Below are 16197 nucleotides of genomic sequence, written 5' to 3'. Positions count from 1 at the left end.
GTGGATGCTTTACCCACAATGCCTGTGGAACGGCCTGTGGATAACCTGAGTGAAAGGGACTACAGACCACGCCATCAGCAGGCTACAGGGCGCTGGCTGTTTTTTAACCAGTCTCGAATTCATCAACTTGCTCCGGGCTCCGCTATGACGTAAGTGTGTAAGCCAACGCTAACGTGACGGGTACATCTTCTCGAGCAGGCTCGCTCCTACAAGGATCCGGGCTGCTAGAATGTCCGGCTTATCTCGCCAGACCGCAGTGCAAGCCATGACTCAAGCCCCGACCTCCTCTCCTGCCCATGTCGCCATCATCGGCGGCGGCCCCGCCGGCCTGATGGCCGCCGAGGTGTTGAGCCAGGCCGGGGTCAAGGTCGATCTGTATGACGGCATGCCCTCGGTCGGACGCAAGTTCCTGCTGGCCGGCGTCGGGGGCATGAACATCACTCATTCCGAAGCCTACCCGGCCTTTCTCTCGCGTTACGCCGAACGCGCGCCGCACATTGCCCCACTGCTGCGTGGCTTCGGTGCCGATGCCCTGTGCCAGTGGATTCACGACCTGGGCATCGACACTTTTATCGGTAGCTCCGGCCGGGTGTTTCCCACCGACATGAAAGCAGCGCCTCTGCTGCGCGCCTGGCTCAAACGCCTGCGCGACAGCGGCGTAGTTATCCACACCCGTCACCGCTGGCTCGGCTGGGATGCCCACGGCGCACTGCGTATCGACAGCCCCGAGGGCGAAAAGACCTTACATCCCGATGCCACCCTGCTCGCCCTCGGCGGCGGCAGTTGGTCACGCCTGGGCTCGGACGGCGCGTGGATGCTGCCCCTGGAGCACCACGGTGTAGGACTAGCGCCCTTGCAACCGAGCAATTGCGGCTTCGAGGTGCAATCCTGGAGCGAATTGATGGTCAGCAAATTCGCCGGTGCCCCACTGAAAAACATCGCCATCGGCCTCAATGACGACGTGCCACGGCTCGGCGAATGCGTGATTACCGCAACGGGTATCGAAGGCAGTTTGATCTACGCCCTGTCGGCGCCGATCCGCGAAGCCATCAACCAACATGGCTCGGCGACCATTCATCTGGACCTGCTACCGGGCCGGCCTGTGGATAAGATCCAGACTGCGTTGAGCAAGCCTCGGGGTTCACGCTCGATGGCCAAGCATCTGCACAGTCAGTTGGGTATTGATGGGGTGAAGGCGGCGCTTTTGCGCGAGCTGACAGCGGCCGAAGCCTTTGCCGATCCAGGCCTGCTGGCCAAAGCGATCAAGGCCTTGCCGGTAACACTGATGAAAACCCGTCCGCTGGACGAAGCCATCAGCAGCGCCGGTGGTGTGTTGTTTGAGTCGATGGATGAGCGTTTGATGCTCAAGCAGATGCCTGGGGTGTTTTGCGCGGGGGAGATGCTGGATTGGGAAGCGCCGACCGGGGGGTATTTGCTGACTGCGTGCTTTGCCAGTGGGCGAGCTGCGGGGTTGGGGATTTTGGAGTGGTTGAATTCAGGTTCTTGATCGCTCGTCAAAACCGCCCCTCACCCCAGCCCTCTCCCGAGGGAGAGGGAGCCGATTGGGGACTCATCAAAATTTGAGTTCGACTCGGTATCACAGGTCGCAATAGTTCGTAAGCAATCCCGGATCAGTCCCCTCTCCCTCCGGGAGAGGGTTAGGGTGAGGGCGGCTCTAAAGCCAGGCAGTCAAATCAAGGCTTACGCTTACGCGGCCCCGTATTAAACACCGGCACCTTGCGCACAGGCTTGATCGAAGGCTCCGCCGGCGCCACTTCCCCGCTATCCACCCACTTGCCCAGGTTGCGCTTGCCGCCACCACCGGAAGCCTTGGGCTTCTTCGGTTTCTTCGGCTTCTTGATCACCTGGCCACTGGCATCGGTATCCGGCACCCGGTGCTCAGGTTCGAAATCCGGCTCGTTCTGACGCTTCAACGTCTGACGGGTCAAGGTCTCGATCGCCGACAGCAAATTCACTTCATCAGCGCACACCAGGGAAATCGCCTCCCCGGTTGCACCCGCACGCCCGGTACGACCAATGCGGTGGATGTAGTCTTCAGCGACGATCGGCAAGTCGAAGTTGACCACCAGCGGCAGGTCTTCGATGTCCAGACCGCGGGCGGCAACGTCGGTGGCGACCAGAATCTGCACTTCACTGAGTTTGAAACGATCCAGCGCGCGCTGACGAGTCGCCTGGGGTTTGTCGCCGTGGATACCGTCGGCATTGACGCCCAGGCCCTGGAGTTTTTCCACCAGCGCGTCCACGCCGTTGCGGGTTTTGGCGAACACCAGCACCTGCTTCCACTTGTTCTTGCGCATCAGGTGCACGAACAGTTCCGGCTTGCGCTTCTTGTCCACCGTCACCACCCATTGCTTGACGGTATTGGCCGCGACATTACGCGGGCTGACTTCAATGCTCAGCGGGTCGTTGAGCATTTGCCCGGCCAGTAGGCGGATGTCGTCGGAGAAGGTCGCAGAGAACAGCAGCGTCTGGCGTTTTTTCGGCAGCGCTTTATAGATATTCGCCAATTCCTCGGAAAAACCCAGGTCGAGCATGCGATCGGCTTCATCCAGCACCAGGGTTTGCAACTGATTGAACTTCAGCGCGTTCTGGCGGAACAGGTCGAGCAGGCGCCCCGGCGTCGCCACCAGCAGATCCACACCGCTGCGCAGCTTCATCATTTGTGGGTTGATGCTGACACCGCCGTACACCGCGTAGGTACGCAGCGGCAGATTCTCGGCGTACTGGCGCACCGCTTCGTGAACCTGCTCGGCCAGTTCACGGGTTGGCACCAGGATCAGCGCGCGTACCGAATTGGCGGTGACTTTCGGCCCTTCCATGGCCAGCAACTGCAGCAGTGGCAAGGCAAAACCGGCAGTCTTGCCGGTGCCGGTCTGGGCGGCAGCCATCAGGTCACGACCGGCCAGCACCGCCGGAATGGCTTGCGCCTGGACCGGCGTCGGGGTCTGGTAGCCGAGCGTCTCAAGGGAGCGCAGCAAAGGTTCGATCAGGCCAAGGGTGGCGAAAGTCATGGGAGTACCGTAGGAAAATTCAGCGCGATTGTGCATAACAAATGTGCAATGCCGCGCAGTTTACCCTAATTCACACGGGATTCTGTCGGCACTGCTGCGGCACGCTGAACCGGCGCCTTGCGCCACTGTGGCAATCCGATCAGCACCACGGCGCTGATGATCACCGCCATCGCCAGGGCTTCTTCGATACCAATGGTCTCGCCGACGAACACGATCCCCAACAGCACCGCCACCGCCGGGTTGACGTAGGCGTAACTGGTAGCCGCTGCCGGGCGCACATGTTTCAACAGATACATGTAGGCGTTGAAGGCGATGATCGAGCCGAACACGGTCAGATACGCCAACGCGGCCCAACCTTCGATCGGCGGCACCTTTTCCAGGTGCTCACCGCTGACTGCGCTGGCAATCAGCAACACGACACCGCCCACCAGCATTTCCACAGCGCTGGCCATCGCACCCTGGGGCAGCGGCAAATGCTTGCTCCAGACCGAGCCAAACGCCCAGGTCGCCGCTGCAAAAATCAGCAAGGCCGCCCCCAACGGGCTAGATTGCAGGTTGGAACCCAAGTTGAGCATGCCGATGCCGACCAGCCCGAGCACGATTCCGGCCCATTCGAGACGGGTATTTCGCGCGCCCCAGAAATAGCCGCAGAGCAAGGTAAACAGCGGCACGGTCGCCACCGCCAATGCGGCTACACCGGAGGCCACACCCGTATGCTCGGCCACGCTGACCGCGCCGTTACCGCACGCCAGCAACAAGACTCCGATGATCCCGGCGGCTTTCCATTGCGCCCAGGTCGGCGCCGGTGCCCCGCGCCAGCGCAGGAAGGCATACATCAACGACCCGGCGATGACAAAGCGGACCCCGGCGAGCAGCAGTGGCGGCCAATATTCCACGCCGATGCGAATCACCAGGTAAGTCGAACCCCAGATCACATACAAGGCGAAGAAGGCAGCGATCAAGGGTAAGGGAAAGCGACGAAGGCCGGACATGGAGGCAGCTCACAGGCAAGTACAAGTGAACGGCTATTCTAGAAAGGCCAGCGCCGGAAAATAAGTTACAAAACCTGTTTAAAGCGCCAGTACACTTTTCAAAACACGGACTTCAGCGCTATAAACCGTGTTTTCGAAAGTCGGCTATTTTCAGGAGTCACCCCGATGGATAAGTACGACCGCATGCTGCTCAGCGCTCTGCTGGAAAACGGTCGCGCGTCCTACGCGGACCTGGCGCGCAAGGTCAACCTGTCCGCCCCGGCCGTGGCCGAGCGAGTGGCCAAGCTCGAAACCAGCGGCGTGATCACCGGCTATCAGGCGAAAGTCGACATGTCCAAGCTCGGCCTGCCGATCCAGTGCGTGATCGAACTGCGCCTGAACCAGCACGGCAACCAGAAGGCCTACGATGACCTGATCAAGATTCCGCAATTGACCGAGTGCCACCGGGTGACCGGCGACCCGTGCGTGATCATGCAAGCGGCGGTGGGCTCGATGCCTGAGCTGGAGGAGCTGATCAACCGGATCGCCACGTTTGGCTTCAGCAAGACGTCGATTGTGCTATCGAGCGCCATCGAGAAGCGGGTGCCGTTGGGGCATATCGAGGGGAATGGCAAATAAACCCAAGACCACAATAGGTCTAATGTGGGAGCGGGCTTGCTCGCGAAAGCGGTGTGTCATTCAACAATGATATTGACTGAACTGGCGCTTTCGCGAGCAAGCCCGCTCCCACAGGGGTTATGCGGTGTATTCAGAACCCGCGATAGCGCTTGAGGTGCTCGGTTACTTTCGCCGCTGGCACTTTCTGCAACTTGCACAACAAATCATGGGACAACTCGCGCAGGCCGTGTTTCTGGCGCAGTTCCTCGGCCAGGTGCGCCGTCAGGTTGGCCGCCATTTCCGCATCAGCCATGGCCCGGTGAGCCTTGCCGGTATGGGGCAGGTTGGCGAAGGTGGTGAGGGTGCCGAGTTTGTGGTTCGGCGCCGCAGGCATCAGGCGCCGGGCCAGCAGCAGCGAACAGGCAAAGTTCTGCAGGCGGGTGCGTTTGATCCGCCCCAGTTCAAAGTCCCAGAACTTCTGGTCGAAGGCCGCGTTATGCGCCAGCAACGGCGTGCAGCCGACGAACTCGTTGACCTCGTTCATCACCTGCTCGGCCGACGGCGCGGTGCGCAGCATGGCGTTGCTGATGCCGGTGAGTTGCTCGATGAAGGCCGGCACGCGCACGCCGGCGTTCATCAGGCTCTGGTAACGCTCGACGATGCGCCCCTGTTCAAGGATCACCACGGCAATTTCCGTGGCCCGGCAGCTGCTGCTCGGGGCGATCCCGGTGGTTTCAAAGTCGATGACTGCTATGCGTTCCAAATCTGGTTCAACTCCGTAAAAATCAATTCTTGAGCAGCAAAGCGCCTTCGATCGGCACATAGCGACTGGCGGCGCGGATCAGCGAGTTGGCGGTCAGGCCCGGCACGCCGTAGGCCACCGCTTGCACCCCGTGCTTGCTGATGATGCGTTCAAGCAGCATGTCGAAATCACCGTCGCCGGAAGCCAGTACCACTTCATCGACATGGTCGGCGGCGTCCATGATGTCGAGGGTTATGCCCACGTCCCAGTCGCCCTTGGCCGAGCCGTCGCTGCGCTGGATGTAGGGCTTGAGCTTTACGGTGAAACCGAGGTTGCGCAAGATCTGCTGGAACTGCTGCTGCTTGCTGTCGCCACGGTCGATGGCGTAGGCATAGGCTTCAACTATCTCGCCCTGTTTGCTGATGTCAGCCCACAGCGCGGCGTAGTTGAAGTGGCAACCATAAGCCTGACGCACTGTGTAATAGAGGTTCTGGACATCGGCGAACACTGCGATTTTTTTCACCGGTTTTCCTCGAGGCTGAATCAGGCACCAGGGCCGAAAAGTCGCCCAGTATGCCAGCCCCAAGGATTGTTCCGCGAATAATCGGTCTGGAGCGCCGCAGCGCTCCGGACGAATGGCGCGTCAGACGTAGGAATCGTCGTCGCCGCCGAAGAACGATGAGTCGTCATTGCTGTAGTCGGCGTCGCTGAAACCGCCTTGATCGTTGCTGTAGGAGTCGTTACCGGCCATGCGCTGGTCATCACCCCAGCCGTTGTTGCCCTGATCATTGACCTGGGCCGGCTCTTCCTTGATGACCTCGACAACCTCCGGCTGCTGATTTTGATGGAACAGGCTGCTGATGCCTTGCGCCAGCATCACGCCACCCGCTACACCCGCCGCGGTTTTCAGCGCACCGCCGAGAAAGCTGCTGCCGGCCGCCGCCGGAGCCTGTTGCTGCGGCGCATAGCCCTGCTGTGGATAGTTTTGCGGCGCAGCGCCAAAGTTCTGTTGTGACGGTTGCCCGCCAAACGACGACCGCCCAGCCTCGCGCCAACCACCGCTGGAGGGTGGCACACTCTGGGTCGGCGCGGGCTGCGACGCGCGGGGGCCGCCACCGAAGATACTCGATAAAAAGCCGCCGCTCGGTGCCTGGGCTTCCTGGCTCTTGGTCTGTTGCAACTGGGCCTGCAACTGCTGGACTTGCTCGGTCAGCTGTTTGTTCTGCTCGTCGAGGCTCTTGATCGCCGCCTCTTGCACCAGAATCGCCTGGGTCATGAAATAACCTGCCGCCGGTTGGCGCGTCAGGTGTTCCTTGATCCGCGCCTCGGCCTGCGCGTCGCGCGGGGCTGAGTCTGTTTCGGCCTGTTGCAGCCGGGAAAACAGTCCATCGATCAGGGTTTGTTCTTCGCTGTTCATGGCGACCTCGCACATTGCCGGGAAAATCGTTGCCTTTATCACAGAGGATAAGGTGCCCGACCTTAATGGAGGCTGAAACAAGTTGTTTCAATGAGCTTTACCGAACGTTTACGTTTGCGTGCCGCAGCACTTCATCGGTTAAAGTGGGCCACTGCTTCCAATCTGCGATACCGACTGATGAATCCGTTAGATGTACTGCGAGACTCCCTGTATTTCTTCCAGCGCAATCTGAGACAGATCGTGCAACTGTGCCTGCCTCTGGTGATTGTGGAGGCGCTGCTGCAGCAAGTGGTCGACCACTCCACCGAGCCGGACAGTTTCCCCGGTATCAGTGTGATCGTCGGCTTGCTGGTGTATCCGCTGTACACCGCTGCGCTGATTCTCTTCCTGGACGCGCGCAGCCGTGGCGAATCACCCCGCAACCGCGACCTGCTGGCGATGTCTGCAAGCCTGTGGCCGCGCTTCGCCCTGCTGACGGCGCTCAACACCTTGCTGATCCTGCTTGGCCTGTCGCTGTATTTCCTGCCGGGCATCTACCTGATGGTGACCCTGGCGTTCGGCGAATACCTGCTGGTGCTGCGTGGCCTGGCGCCACTGGCGGCGATGAAGGAAAGCCTGCGCATGACCCGCGGTAATTTCCTGCGGATCCTGCTGTGCATCCTCTGTGTCATGGGGCCGTTGTGGCTGCTCAAGGGTGCCACCCTGGCGGTCTATCCGGAACCGCAAAACCCTGTGATCTCCCTGTTGATCGACAGCGCCCACAGTTTTCTGCAGTTGTTTACCAGCGTGGTGCTGTTTCGTTTGTTCATGCTGATCAGCCCGGTCGCCGACGCAAATGACAGACCGCTCTGACCACCCTGCCCTTGGGTGCCGCCTGCGCTCTCAGGTATGCTCGGGAACAATCCTGTAACGCTTATAAGCCGAGCCATGACCCGTCTACTGCGCTACACCCTGCTGGGCCTGCTGTTTGTTATCGGACCAATCGGCATGCTGATCTACAGCGTGACCTGGCGTCCCGAAGCCAGGGAAGTGCTGCCCGTCAGTTGCAGTACGCAGGCACCGACCCTGGTTCCCGGCCAAGCGCTGAAGGTAATGACGTGGAACGTTCAGTATCTGGCAGGCAAGCGGTACGTGTTCTGGAATGACCTGGCCGCTGGCGCCGACGAAAGACCCACACCGGAAGACATGGCCTTCAGCCTCGACGAAGTGGCGCGGGTGATTCGCGACGAGCAGCCGGACATCGTGCTGTTGCAGGAACTCGACGACGACGCCAAGACCAGCGCTTACCAGCACCAGCTCAAACTGCTCAATGAACGGCTCGCCGACCTCTATCCATGCAGCACCAGCGCCTTCGACTGGAAAGCCGATTTCGTCCCTGAGCCACACATTTTCGGCAGTGTCGGCCGGCAACTGGCAACCCTGAGCCGCTACCAGATCAACCATGCCGAACGCCTGCAACTGCCGAATGCGCCGGGCAACCCGATCAGCCGTCAGTTCAAACCCAGGGATGCCTTGCTGGTGGCCTATCTGCCCTTGAGTGACGGCGGACAATTGGCGGTGCTCAATACCCATCTGGAGCGCGCGACACAGGCAGACAAAACCCTGCAAAACCAGGTGAACGCCGTAGCCAAAGTCCTCGACAAGTACGAAGGCGGCGGCACCCCCTGGCTGATCGGTGGCGATTTCAACCTGTTGCCGCTGGGCCAGTACCGACGCCTGCCCGATGAGCAACGCACGCCCTACTCCGCCGACAGCGCGTTGCACCTGCTGTGGGACAAGTACCCGATGATCCCGACCAACAACGAAGCCGGTGGCGTCGACCGCGAACGGTGGCTGACCCACTACCCGAACGATCCCGGGTTGAACGGTCCGGACCGGACCGTTGACTACCTGTTCTACAGTCCGCGTATCAAGCGAGTGCAGGCGCAGGTGCGGCAGGACGATACGTTGCGCATCTCCGATCACCTGCCGGTGATTGCCCGGTTTCTGTTGCCGGCAGCCCCTTAGCCTCAACCCACGCCTCTGTGCAATTGAATGGACTCGCCCATTCGGCCGCCATCGCCGGCAAGCCGGCTCCTACGGGGAAATGCGTAAATCGTAGAGCCGCGTCGGGCCCGGTTGATCACTTGCGAGGTTTGATCCGCGCGGTGGCCTCGGCCACCAGCGGGTCATCCGGCCAGTAGTGTTTGGGGTAGCGCCCCTTCAGATCCTTCTTCACCTCGGCGTAAGTGCTGCGCCAGAAGTTCGCCAGATCCTGGGTCACCTGCACCGGACGTCGTGCCGGCGACAATAGATGCAGTTTCACCACCTGCCGGCCTCCGGCGATGCGCGGGGTTTCGGCCAGGCCGAACAGTTCCTGCAAACGCACTGCGAGGATCGGTGGCTGCTCGCTGTAATCCAGGCGAATCGACGAGCCCGAGGGCACACTCAGGTGATGCGGCGCCTGCTCATCCAGCCGTTGTGGCAGCGGCCATGGCAGCAGATTGTGGACGATGTTCGACAGGTCCAGGTTAGCGAAATGGCTGAGCCGCGAGACCTTGCCCAGATAGGGCATCAGCCACTGTTCCAGGTTCTTTAGCAGCGCCGCGTCGCTGACGTCTGGCCATTGGCTTTCACCCTTGCCGGCAAGATCCAGATGCCGCAACAACGCCACCCGCGCCTGCCACTGGCGCAGCTGCGGGGTCCACGGCAGCAGTTCCAGGCCTTTGCGTCGCACCAGGTTCACCAACGCCTGGCTGCGGGCGTTTTCGTCGAGGCCGGTCAAAGGTTCGCGACTGAGGATCAGTTCACCGACCTTGCGCTGGCGCTCGGCACGCAATACGCCCTCACGCTCGTCCCAGTCCAGTTGGTCGACGCTGCGTACCTGCTCGGCCAACACTGAATCGAACAGCGCCGGATCGAAATCCGCCGCCAGATAAATCCGTTCTTCACGCTGCCCCTGACGACTGCCGAGATCAGCAATCACCAGCCAGGGCTGCTTCATCAAACTGTCAGCCTCGGCGAACAGCGCCGCACGACCATTGGCCAAGCGATATTCCGCACCACCGGCACGGCGTTGCTGGGCAACCCGGTCGGGATAGGCCAGCGCCAGTAAGGCTCCAAGCCAGCGCGGGTGGTCAGGGTCGCCAACCGGCTCCGCCGCCTTGCCACGCAGGTACCCGCGATATTGGCGCGCCAGTTGCCGCGCGCGCTGGACTCCGCCCTGCGCGCCGCGAGCCGCCTTTTCCTCCCCGGACAACAGCACCAGCCGGCTGTGCAGATCGGCGCCGGCACCGCGCAAGATATCGCGCTCGCCTAACAGCGCCGCGACATCGCAGGCCATGTCCGCCAAACCCAGTGCCTGGCCGCGCAGGAGCAGATGGGCGATACGCGGGTGCGCCGGCAGTTCAGCCATGGCCTGGCCGTGACGGGTCAGCGCTTCGCCATCCAGGGCGCCCAGCCGCACGAGCAGATCCTGAGCCTGGGCGCAAGCGGCAGCAGGCGGCACGTCGAGCCACACCAACTGCCCGGGTGTCACGCCCCAACGACCCAGTTGCAAGGCCAGGCCCGCGAGGTCCGCCGAGAGAATTTCCGCACTGCCGTAAGCCGCCAATTGTTCGTGCTGGTCCTGGGACCACAAGCGATAACAAACGCCCGGTTCCAGACGCCCGGCACGGCCCGTGCGCTGGGTAGCACTGGCCCTGGAAATGCGCTGGGTATCGAGCCGGGTCATGCCGCTGCCGGGATCGAAGCGCGGCACCCGTGCCAACCCGGCATCGATCACCACCCGCACACCGTCGATGGTCAGGCTGGTTTCGGCGATGTTGGTGGCCAGCACCACTTTGCGCTTGCCCGTCGGCGCCGGATCAATCGCGGCGCGCTGCGCGGCGAGGTCCAGTTCACCGTGCAAGGGGCAGAGCAGAATCTGTGGATTGTCACCGAGGGCATCGGCCAGTTGCTGATGCACTCGACGGATTTCCGCCTGCCCCGGCAGAAACACCAGCACGCTGCCGGTTTCGTCATTCAAGGCTTCGAGAACGGTTTGCACCAGGCGCGGCTCGATGAATTCTCCGGCCTGGAACGGTCGCCCCCAGCGCATCGCCACCGGGTACATGCGCCCTTCACTGCGCAGGATCGGCGCGTCATCGAGCAACCCGGCCAGGCGCTCGCCTTCCAGGGTCGCCGACATCAACAGGATTTTCAGCGGCTGATCATCACGGAACAGCTCCCGGCCGTTCAGGCTCAGGGCCAGCGCCAGATCGGCGTCGAGGCTGCGCTCGTGAAACTCGTCGAAGATCAACAGACCCACGCCTTCCAGCGCCGGATCATCCTGCAAACGCCGGGTGAGAATACCTTCGGTGACCACTTCGATGCGGGTCCTGGGCCCGACCTTGCTGTCGAGGCGAATCCGATAGCCCACGGTTTCGCCGACCTTTTCGCCGAGCTCACTGGCCAGGCGCTCCGCCGCCGCCCGCGCCGCCAAACGGCGCGGTTCGAGCATCAGGATGGTCTGCCCGGCCAGCCATGGCTCGTTGAGCAAGGCCAATGGCACGCGGGTGGTTTTACCGGCGCCGGGTGGTGCTTCGAGCACGGCTTCGTGGCGTGACGCCAGGGCTTCACGCAGGGCGGGTAAAACTTCATCAATTGGCAAAGAAATCATGCTGGCTCCCCAAGGCGTGCCCACAGTAAATTGCGAGTCGCGTTGAAGCTGTGGGCGTGCCAGGCAAGGCGCGGGACGCAGGCAAGGGTCGTTTCCTTACCAAGCTGCGCAACGCAGCATGGCGCGTCCACAGCTTCAGCCCGGAGGGCCAAACCCCGATTACAACTGCCAGCCGTTACGCGTTGTTGAACTGAAAAAAACAACGTTCATCCTCAACTATCTCTGTAGGGGTGAGACGCGGCCGCAATTTACTGTGGGCACGCCCTGCCGGCACGAGTATAACGGCGAACTGTTTGGCGTACTCTGGGCTCAAACCAGTGACGCTCTAAACGTTCTACTCAGGAGATTTGCCATGCGTGTTCCCTTTCGCCTGATTGGCGGTGTATTGGTTGCCACCCTGCTGACCCAGGTCACCGCCTGCGGTTCGATCTTCTACCCCGATCGCCGTGGCCAGATCGACGGCAAGATCGACCCGGCCGTGGTCGTGCTCGACGCTGTGGGCCTGCTGTTCTACATCATCCCCGGGCTGATTGCCTTTGCCGTCGACTTCGCCACCGGCGCCATCTACTTCGAGCCAGGCAAGACCGCCCAGGTGGCCCCGGAAAAACTCCAGGAAGCCATCGGCGCCGACGGCAAGGTCGATAACCTCAAGTTGCAGTCTATTCTGCAGCGTGAGTTGGGGCGTAGCTTGCCGCTGGATGATCCACGCCTGATCCAGCACAAGGGCAGTACTCAGCAACTGGCGATGTTCGGCCTGCAACCTGCGGCGTAATCGCCGCATCAGAGGAAAAGCCGCACTTATGATTTCCAGCTCCGAACACGCCCGCCTGCTGCGGCTGGCGACCCGTGCCTCGGTAGCCGTGGCGTGCACGCTGATCGTCGCCAAAGCCATCGCCTGGTGGTTGAGCGGCTCGGTGAGCATGCTCGCCGGGCTTACTGACTCGGCCCTCGACGGTGTCACCTCGTTGCTCAACTTGCTGGCGGTGCATTACGCCTTGCGCCCGGCCGACGACGATCATCGCTATGGGCACGGCAAGGCAGAGTCGCTGGCGGGCATGGCCCAGGCATTGTTCATTGGCGGCAGTGCGGTGCTGATCGCCCTACAGGCATTCGAGCGGCTGAAGCATCCTGAGCCGGTCGGCGCGCCGTGGATCAGCATCGGGGTGATTGTGTTCTCGCTGGTGCTGACCCTGGCCTTGCTGATGCTGCAACATCGGGTGGTCAAGGCCACCGGTTCCAATGCCGTGCGCGCCGACTCCCTGCATTACCGTTCGGACTTGCTGCTCAACGGCAGCATTCTGGTGGCGCTGGTGCTCGCCGGGTTCGGCTGGCACCAGATCGACCCCTGGTTCGGCCTGGGTATTGCCGCGTACATTTTCTGGAGCGCGGTGCAGATCGCCCGTGAGAGCTTTACCGTGTTGATGGATGAAGAGCTGCCGCCGGATATCAGCCAGCACATGCTGGAGCTGGCCTGCAGCGTGCCCGGGGTGTTGGGTGCACATGATCTGCGCACACGGATCTCCGGCAACCAATGGTTCGTGCAGTTGCATCTGGAGCTGCCGGGGGAACTGACGCTGTCAGTCGCCCACGGCATCAGCGATCAGGCAGCCGCGGCAATTCACGACGCCTACCCCCGGGCCGAAGTGCTGGTGCACGCCGATCCGCAGGAAGTGGTGAACGCTGCCAGGGCTCATTCAGTCACCTGATATCCGCGACTTCCCAGGCAGTTGCCCTGGGCCTGACGGTAGCTTTGCACCACCGACGGGGCCGGTTGATAGGTGGCGGTTCGCGGGTCGAAACCACTCTGTTGCACTGCGTACTGATAGCACTCGTAGCCATCCCGGCTGACCTGCTCCGGTGACTGGCCGTTGACCGGGTACGCCACTACGTCATAACCATTGCCGGCCGATTGTGGGGGCGATTGCGCGCTGCCAACCGGCGGCTCCACCACGACGTAATCCTGGGTATTGGCCTGATAGGCGTAATACGAGCCGGCCGCGAGAAACAGCAGCGCCCCACCCACCCAGACCTGCTGGGCATAGTCCGGCAAATAGCTGACCCGAATACCACGCGGCGGCTCCACCACCACATATTGCGGACCCAATGGGCGATACCAGTAACCGCCGGAGTAGAAGTAATCCATGCCACGGTAAGGTACGCGGTAATCACGGTCCGGGAAGCGATCGATGACTTGGCCGGGGCGATACTTCGGCCCCGGGCCCCAACCGTTGCCGTGCCCGTCCGGTCGCCCCTGCCAATGATTGTCGCTGGAAGGTGCGCCGATATAGCCATTCCACCGCTGGTTGTAGTCATTGCGTCGCGGCACATCCTGATAGTAACCGCGCTGCGGTTGCTGGGTCTGGCGCACGGTGTCTGGCCGGCCCGAAATCGGCAGGTCGTTGGCGGGAAGTTGCGGTGAGGGTGGCGGTGATCGAACCGGGCTGTTCAAATCCGGTTGCGGACGGTTCTGCCACTGACCATTGTTCGGGTTCTTGCCGTTATGCTGATCCTGGCCGTTGTGCTCGAACTGACGGCTATTGTCGCCACGAATGACGTCGTTGCCCTGCGCAGGTGGCTGATAGTGAGGCTGACCGTTTTGCGGTTGCCCTTGATAGTTGCCACCACCGCCCTGGTTGTTGCCCTGATGACCGTCAGATCCGTGCTGGCCGCCATCGGGACCCCGGTTCTGCGGTTGATCGGCCAGCGATTGCGCAGTGACACTGACACACAGCAAACCAACACCGGCCAAACGCCAGATGCGCGACTTCATGCTCTTCCTCACTGCGGGTTAGGGCCTGTAGATAAGACTGGCAAAGCCAGGGCCGGTTCTGCGACAGGTTATCCGCCGCGCAGTTTATTTATTGAGGGCCGCGCACAAGAAAAAGGGGAGACCCGTCGGCCTCCCCTTGAGAACTTCGTCCTGGCTCGACGCTTTTGACGTCGGCTCACCTCACGCCGTCTTCTGGACAGTGTGTAGCTCGGGGGCCGGCACATCCCCTGTGGGGGTGGCGACCGCGGCGGGCCTGATTGGGCGGGCCGCACTGGACTGTTTGTCCGAGCAGTGATTCTGGTGATAAGAATAGGCTTTCGGTGGCGACAGAGGATTGCGAAGATTGCTCAAATAAACATCACTTGCGCAATTTTTAACCCAGGATACATAATCTGTCGCAATAGTTACGACAAAGGACTGATTGATGAGCAAACTCGACCGTTACGACCTGAGCATTTTGGCGGAATTGCAACGCGACGCGCGCATCTCCAACCAGGAACTGGCCGAGCGCATCGGCCTGTCTCCTTCGCCATGTTCGCGCCGGGTCAAGCAACTGGAAGATGACGGCTACATTTCCCGCCAGGTCGCCCTGCTCGACCGCAAAATGCTTGGCCTGAGCCTCACTGCCTATGTGCTGATCGGCATGGACCGCCATACTCCGGAGCGCTTCGAGAACTTCGAAGCGGCGATTCGCACCCTGCCGCAAGTGCTGGAGTGCAGCCTGGTGACCGGGATGGACGCTGACTACCAGCTCAAGGTCGTGGTACCGGATATGGACCACTACCAGAAGCTGCTGCTCGGGCATTTGACCCGGATTGAAGGCGTTACCAGCGTGCGTTCGAGTTTTGTGCTGAATCAGGTTTTGAACAGTACCGAACTGCCTTTGACTCATCTGCGTAGCTGAGTCCCTCATCGCTGGCAAGCCAGCTACAGGTTTTGTGTCGTTCGCAATGTTGTGATCGGCGTTAAACCTTGCGGGAGCTGGCTTGCCAGCGATGGGGCCGGCACAGGCGACGAATGACTGCGACACACCGCCGCAGGCCCATGCTGCACCAACCCAGCGTGCCGTATACTCCCCGCGCCCTTTTAGCCGCCCCCGCGCTGGAGATGTCCGATGGATCCTGCAGTTTTCGAAGAGTGGATGATGACCGGACTGGTCAGCATCCTGATCATTTTCATGGGTTTCATCGTCTGGGATCTGGCGAAGAAGTCCAAGGCCGGGCGGTTCGGCTCGTTCATTCTGTTCTTTGTGCTGGGTCTTGGCGTAGCCGCCTTCATCATCAAGAGCGTGGTGATCGGCCTGATCGAGAGCGGCACCCTATAAGCGCGCCGGCACCTCTTTCCACTGGCCCTGATCGAGCCCTTCGATCGTCCAGTCGCCGATCCTGACCCGCACCAGCCGCAACGTCGGCAACCCCACCGCTGCCGTCATGCGCCGGACCTGCCGGTTGCGCCCTTCGCGAATCACCAATTCCAGCCAGCTGGTCGGCACACTTTTGCGAAAGCGCACCGGTGGATTGCGCGGCCACAGTTGCGGCTCTTGCAGTTGCCGCGCCTCGGCGGGCAAGGTCATGCCGTCATTCAACTCGACACCGTCGCGCAAGCGCTGCAACTGCTCGGCGCTCGGCTCGCCCTCCACCTGCACCCAATAGGTCTTGGCCAGTTTGTGTTTCGGGTCGGCGATCCGTGCCTGAAGCTGGCCGTCATTGGTCAGCAGCAGCAAGCCTTCGCTATCTCGGTCCAGACGTCCTGCCGGGTAAATGCCCGGAATCTCGATGAAGTCCTTGAGGGTCGCGCGCCCTTCGCCGTCGCTGAATTGCGTCAGCACATCGAACGGCTTGTTGAACAGGATCAGCTTCGGCTCGGTCGGGGGCGCCTTGGCGACGCGACGCGGGGCGGGTTTCGCAGGATTTGCGCCGGGACGGCGAGAGGCAGGACGTGGCGGACGAGGCATGGGAAGTAAGAACATCTAACGGTCTGGGCTGACAATGCTAGTGCCCAGACCGCC

The 16197-nt window shown here is 61.6% G+C and carries 16 protein-coding genes; 8 read left to right on the top strand and 8 right to left on the bottom strand.

Annotated features, from left to right (window positions below):
- Positions 1-229: 229 nt before the first annotated feature.
- Positions 230-1507: a TIGR03862 family flavoprotein gene (locus tag AC07OG_RS15050; RefSeq protein ID WP_495067379.1), complete on the top strand. Its 1278-nt coding sequence runs from the start codon at positions 230-232 to the stop codon at positions 1505-1507.
- 187 nt (positions 1508-1694) lie between these two features.
- Here AC07OG_RS15050 and rhlE1 read toward each other — a convergent pair whose 3' ends face one another.
- Both rhlE1 and yedA read right to left on the bottom strand, forming a co-directional pair.
- Entirely contained in the window at positions 1695-3032 is a 1338-nt protein-coding gene (rhlE1, locus tag AC07OG_RS15045) for an RNA helicase RhlE1 (RefSeq protein WP_060543400.1), read from the bottom strand.
- A 65-nt stretch (positions 3033-3097) separates the two neighbouring features.
- Positions 3098-4024: a drug/metabolite exporter YedA gene (yedA, locus tag AC07OG_RS15040; protein ID WP_218425748.1), complete on the bottom strand. Its 927-nt coding sequence runs from the start codon at positions 4022-4024 to the stop codon at positions 3098-3100.
- Positions 4025-4189: 165 nt separating this feature from the next.
- Between yedA and AC07OG_RS15035 the strand changes: the two genes are divergently transcribed.
- Positions 4190-4642, top strand: a complete 453-nt coding sequence (locus AC07OG_RS15035) for an Lrp/AsnC family transcriptional regulator (protein ID WP_060543294.1) — start codon at positions 4190-4192, stop codon at positions 4640-4642.
- A gap of 130 nt (positions 4643-4772) precedes the next feature.
- On the opposite strand, the gene AC07OG_RS15030 is transcribed toward AC07OG_RS15035, so the two are convergent.
- From AC07OG_RS15030 to AC07OG_RS15020, 3 genes are all read right to left on the bottom strand, one after another.
- Positions 4773-5384 (bottom strand): 3'-5' exonuclease, encoded by a 612-nt coding sequence (locus AC07OG_RS15030; protein ID WP_060543293.1) that lies wholly within the window; start codon positions 5382-5384, stop codon positions 4773-4775.
- Positions 5385-5406: 22 nt separating this feature from the next.
- Positions 5407-5886 carry a LabA-like NYN domain-containing protein gene (locus tag AC07OG_RS15025; protein ID WP_007946629.1) on the bottom strand — a complete coding sequence of 160 codons (480 nt, stop codon included), beginning with the start codon at positions 5884-5886 and terminating at the stop codon, positions 5407-5409.
- A 120-nt stretch (positions 5887-6006) separates the two neighbouring features.
- On the bottom strand, positions 6007-6780 hold the full coding sequence (locus tag AC07OG_RS15020) for a DUF2076 domain-containing protein (protein ID WP_495067378.1): 774 nt from the start codon (positions 6778-6780) through the stop codon (positions 6007-6009).
- Between the two features lie 177 nt (positions 6781-6957).
- Between AC07OG_RS15020 and AC07OG_RS15015 the strand changes: the two genes are divergently transcribed.
- Positions 6958-7632, top strand: a complete 675-nt coding sequence (locus AC07OG_RS15015; RefSeq protein ID WP_060543398.1) for a YciC family protein — start codon at positions 6958-6960, stop codon at positions 7630-7632.
- Positions 7633-7707: 75 nt separating this feature from the next.
- Entirely contained in the window at positions 7708-8787 is a 1080-nt protein-coding gene (locus AC07OG_RS15010) for an endonuclease/exonuclease/phosphatase family protein (protein ID WP_495067377.1), read from the top strand.
- Between the two features lie 115 nt (positions 8788-8902).
- Here AC07OG_RS15010 and hrpB read toward each other — a convergent pair whose 3' ends face one another.
- Positions 8903-11419, bottom strand: a complete 2517-nt coding sequence (gene hrpB / locus AC07OG_RS15005) for an ATP-dependent helicase HrpB (RefSeq protein WP_495067376.1) — start codon at positions 11417-11419, stop codon at positions 8903-8905.
- A gap of 352 nt (positions 11420-11771) precedes the next feature.
- Here hrpB and pmcY point away from each other — a divergent pair, with 352 nt between their 5' ends.
- Positions 11772-12191, top strand: coding sequence for a periplasmic Zn2+ metallochaperone PmcY (gene pmcY, locus AC07OG_RS15000; RefSeq protein WP_218425408.1), 420 nt, complete (start codon positions 11772-11774; stop codon positions 12189-12191).
- 28 nt (positions 12192-12219) lie between these two features.
- A complete protein-coding gene (locus AC07OG_RS14995) occupies positions 12220-13125 on the top strand; it encodes a cation diffusion facilitator family transporter (protein WP_218425409.1) in 906 nt (301 codons plus the stop codon).
- On the opposite strand, the gene AC07OG_RS14990 is transcribed toward AC07OG_RS14995, so the two are convergent.
- The gene (locus AC07OG_RS14990) at positions 13110-14189 is read right to left on the bottom strand and encodes a DUF6515 family protein (RefSeq protein ID WP_495067375.1); all 1080 of its coding nucleotides are present in this window, start codon (positions 14187-14189) and stop codon (positions 13110-13112) included. The genes AC07OG_RS14995 and AC07OG_RS14990 overlap by 16 nt on opposite strands.
- Positions 14190-14613: 424 nt before the next feature.
- On the opposite strand from AC07OG_RS14990, the gene AC07OG_RS14985 reads away from it, so the two are divergent.
- On the top strand, positions 14614-15093 hold the full coding sequence (locus tag AC07OG_RS14985) for an Lrp/AsnC family transcriptional regulator (protein ID WP_007937367.1): 480 nt from the start codon (positions 14614-14616) through the stop codon (positions 15091-15093).
- Between the two features lie 210 nt (positions 15094-15303).
- Positions 15304-15513, top strand: coding sequence for a DUF2788 domain-containing protein (locus tag AC07OG_RS14980; protein WP_039594082.1), 210 nt, complete (start codon positions 15304-15306; stop codon positions 15511-15513).
- Here the strand turns inward: AC07OG_RS14980 and AC07OG_RS14975 are convergent.
- Positions 15508-16143 carry a pseudouridine synthase gene (locus AC07OG_RS14975; RefSeq protein ID WP_060543285.1) on the bottom strand — a complete coding sequence of 212 codons (636 nt, stop codon included), beginning with the start codon at positions 16141-16143 and terminating at the stop codon, positions 15508-15510. The genes AC07OG_RS14980 and AC07OG_RS14975 overlap by 6 nt on opposite strands.
- Positions 16144-16197: the final 54 nt, after the last annotated feature.

The sequence above is a fragment of the Pseudomonas sp. GW821-FHT09H03 genome (assembly GCF_059415945.1).
The sequence above is the reverse complement of the archived record's forward strand: the minus strand, read 5'-3'. Positions and strand labels throughout refer to the sequence as shown.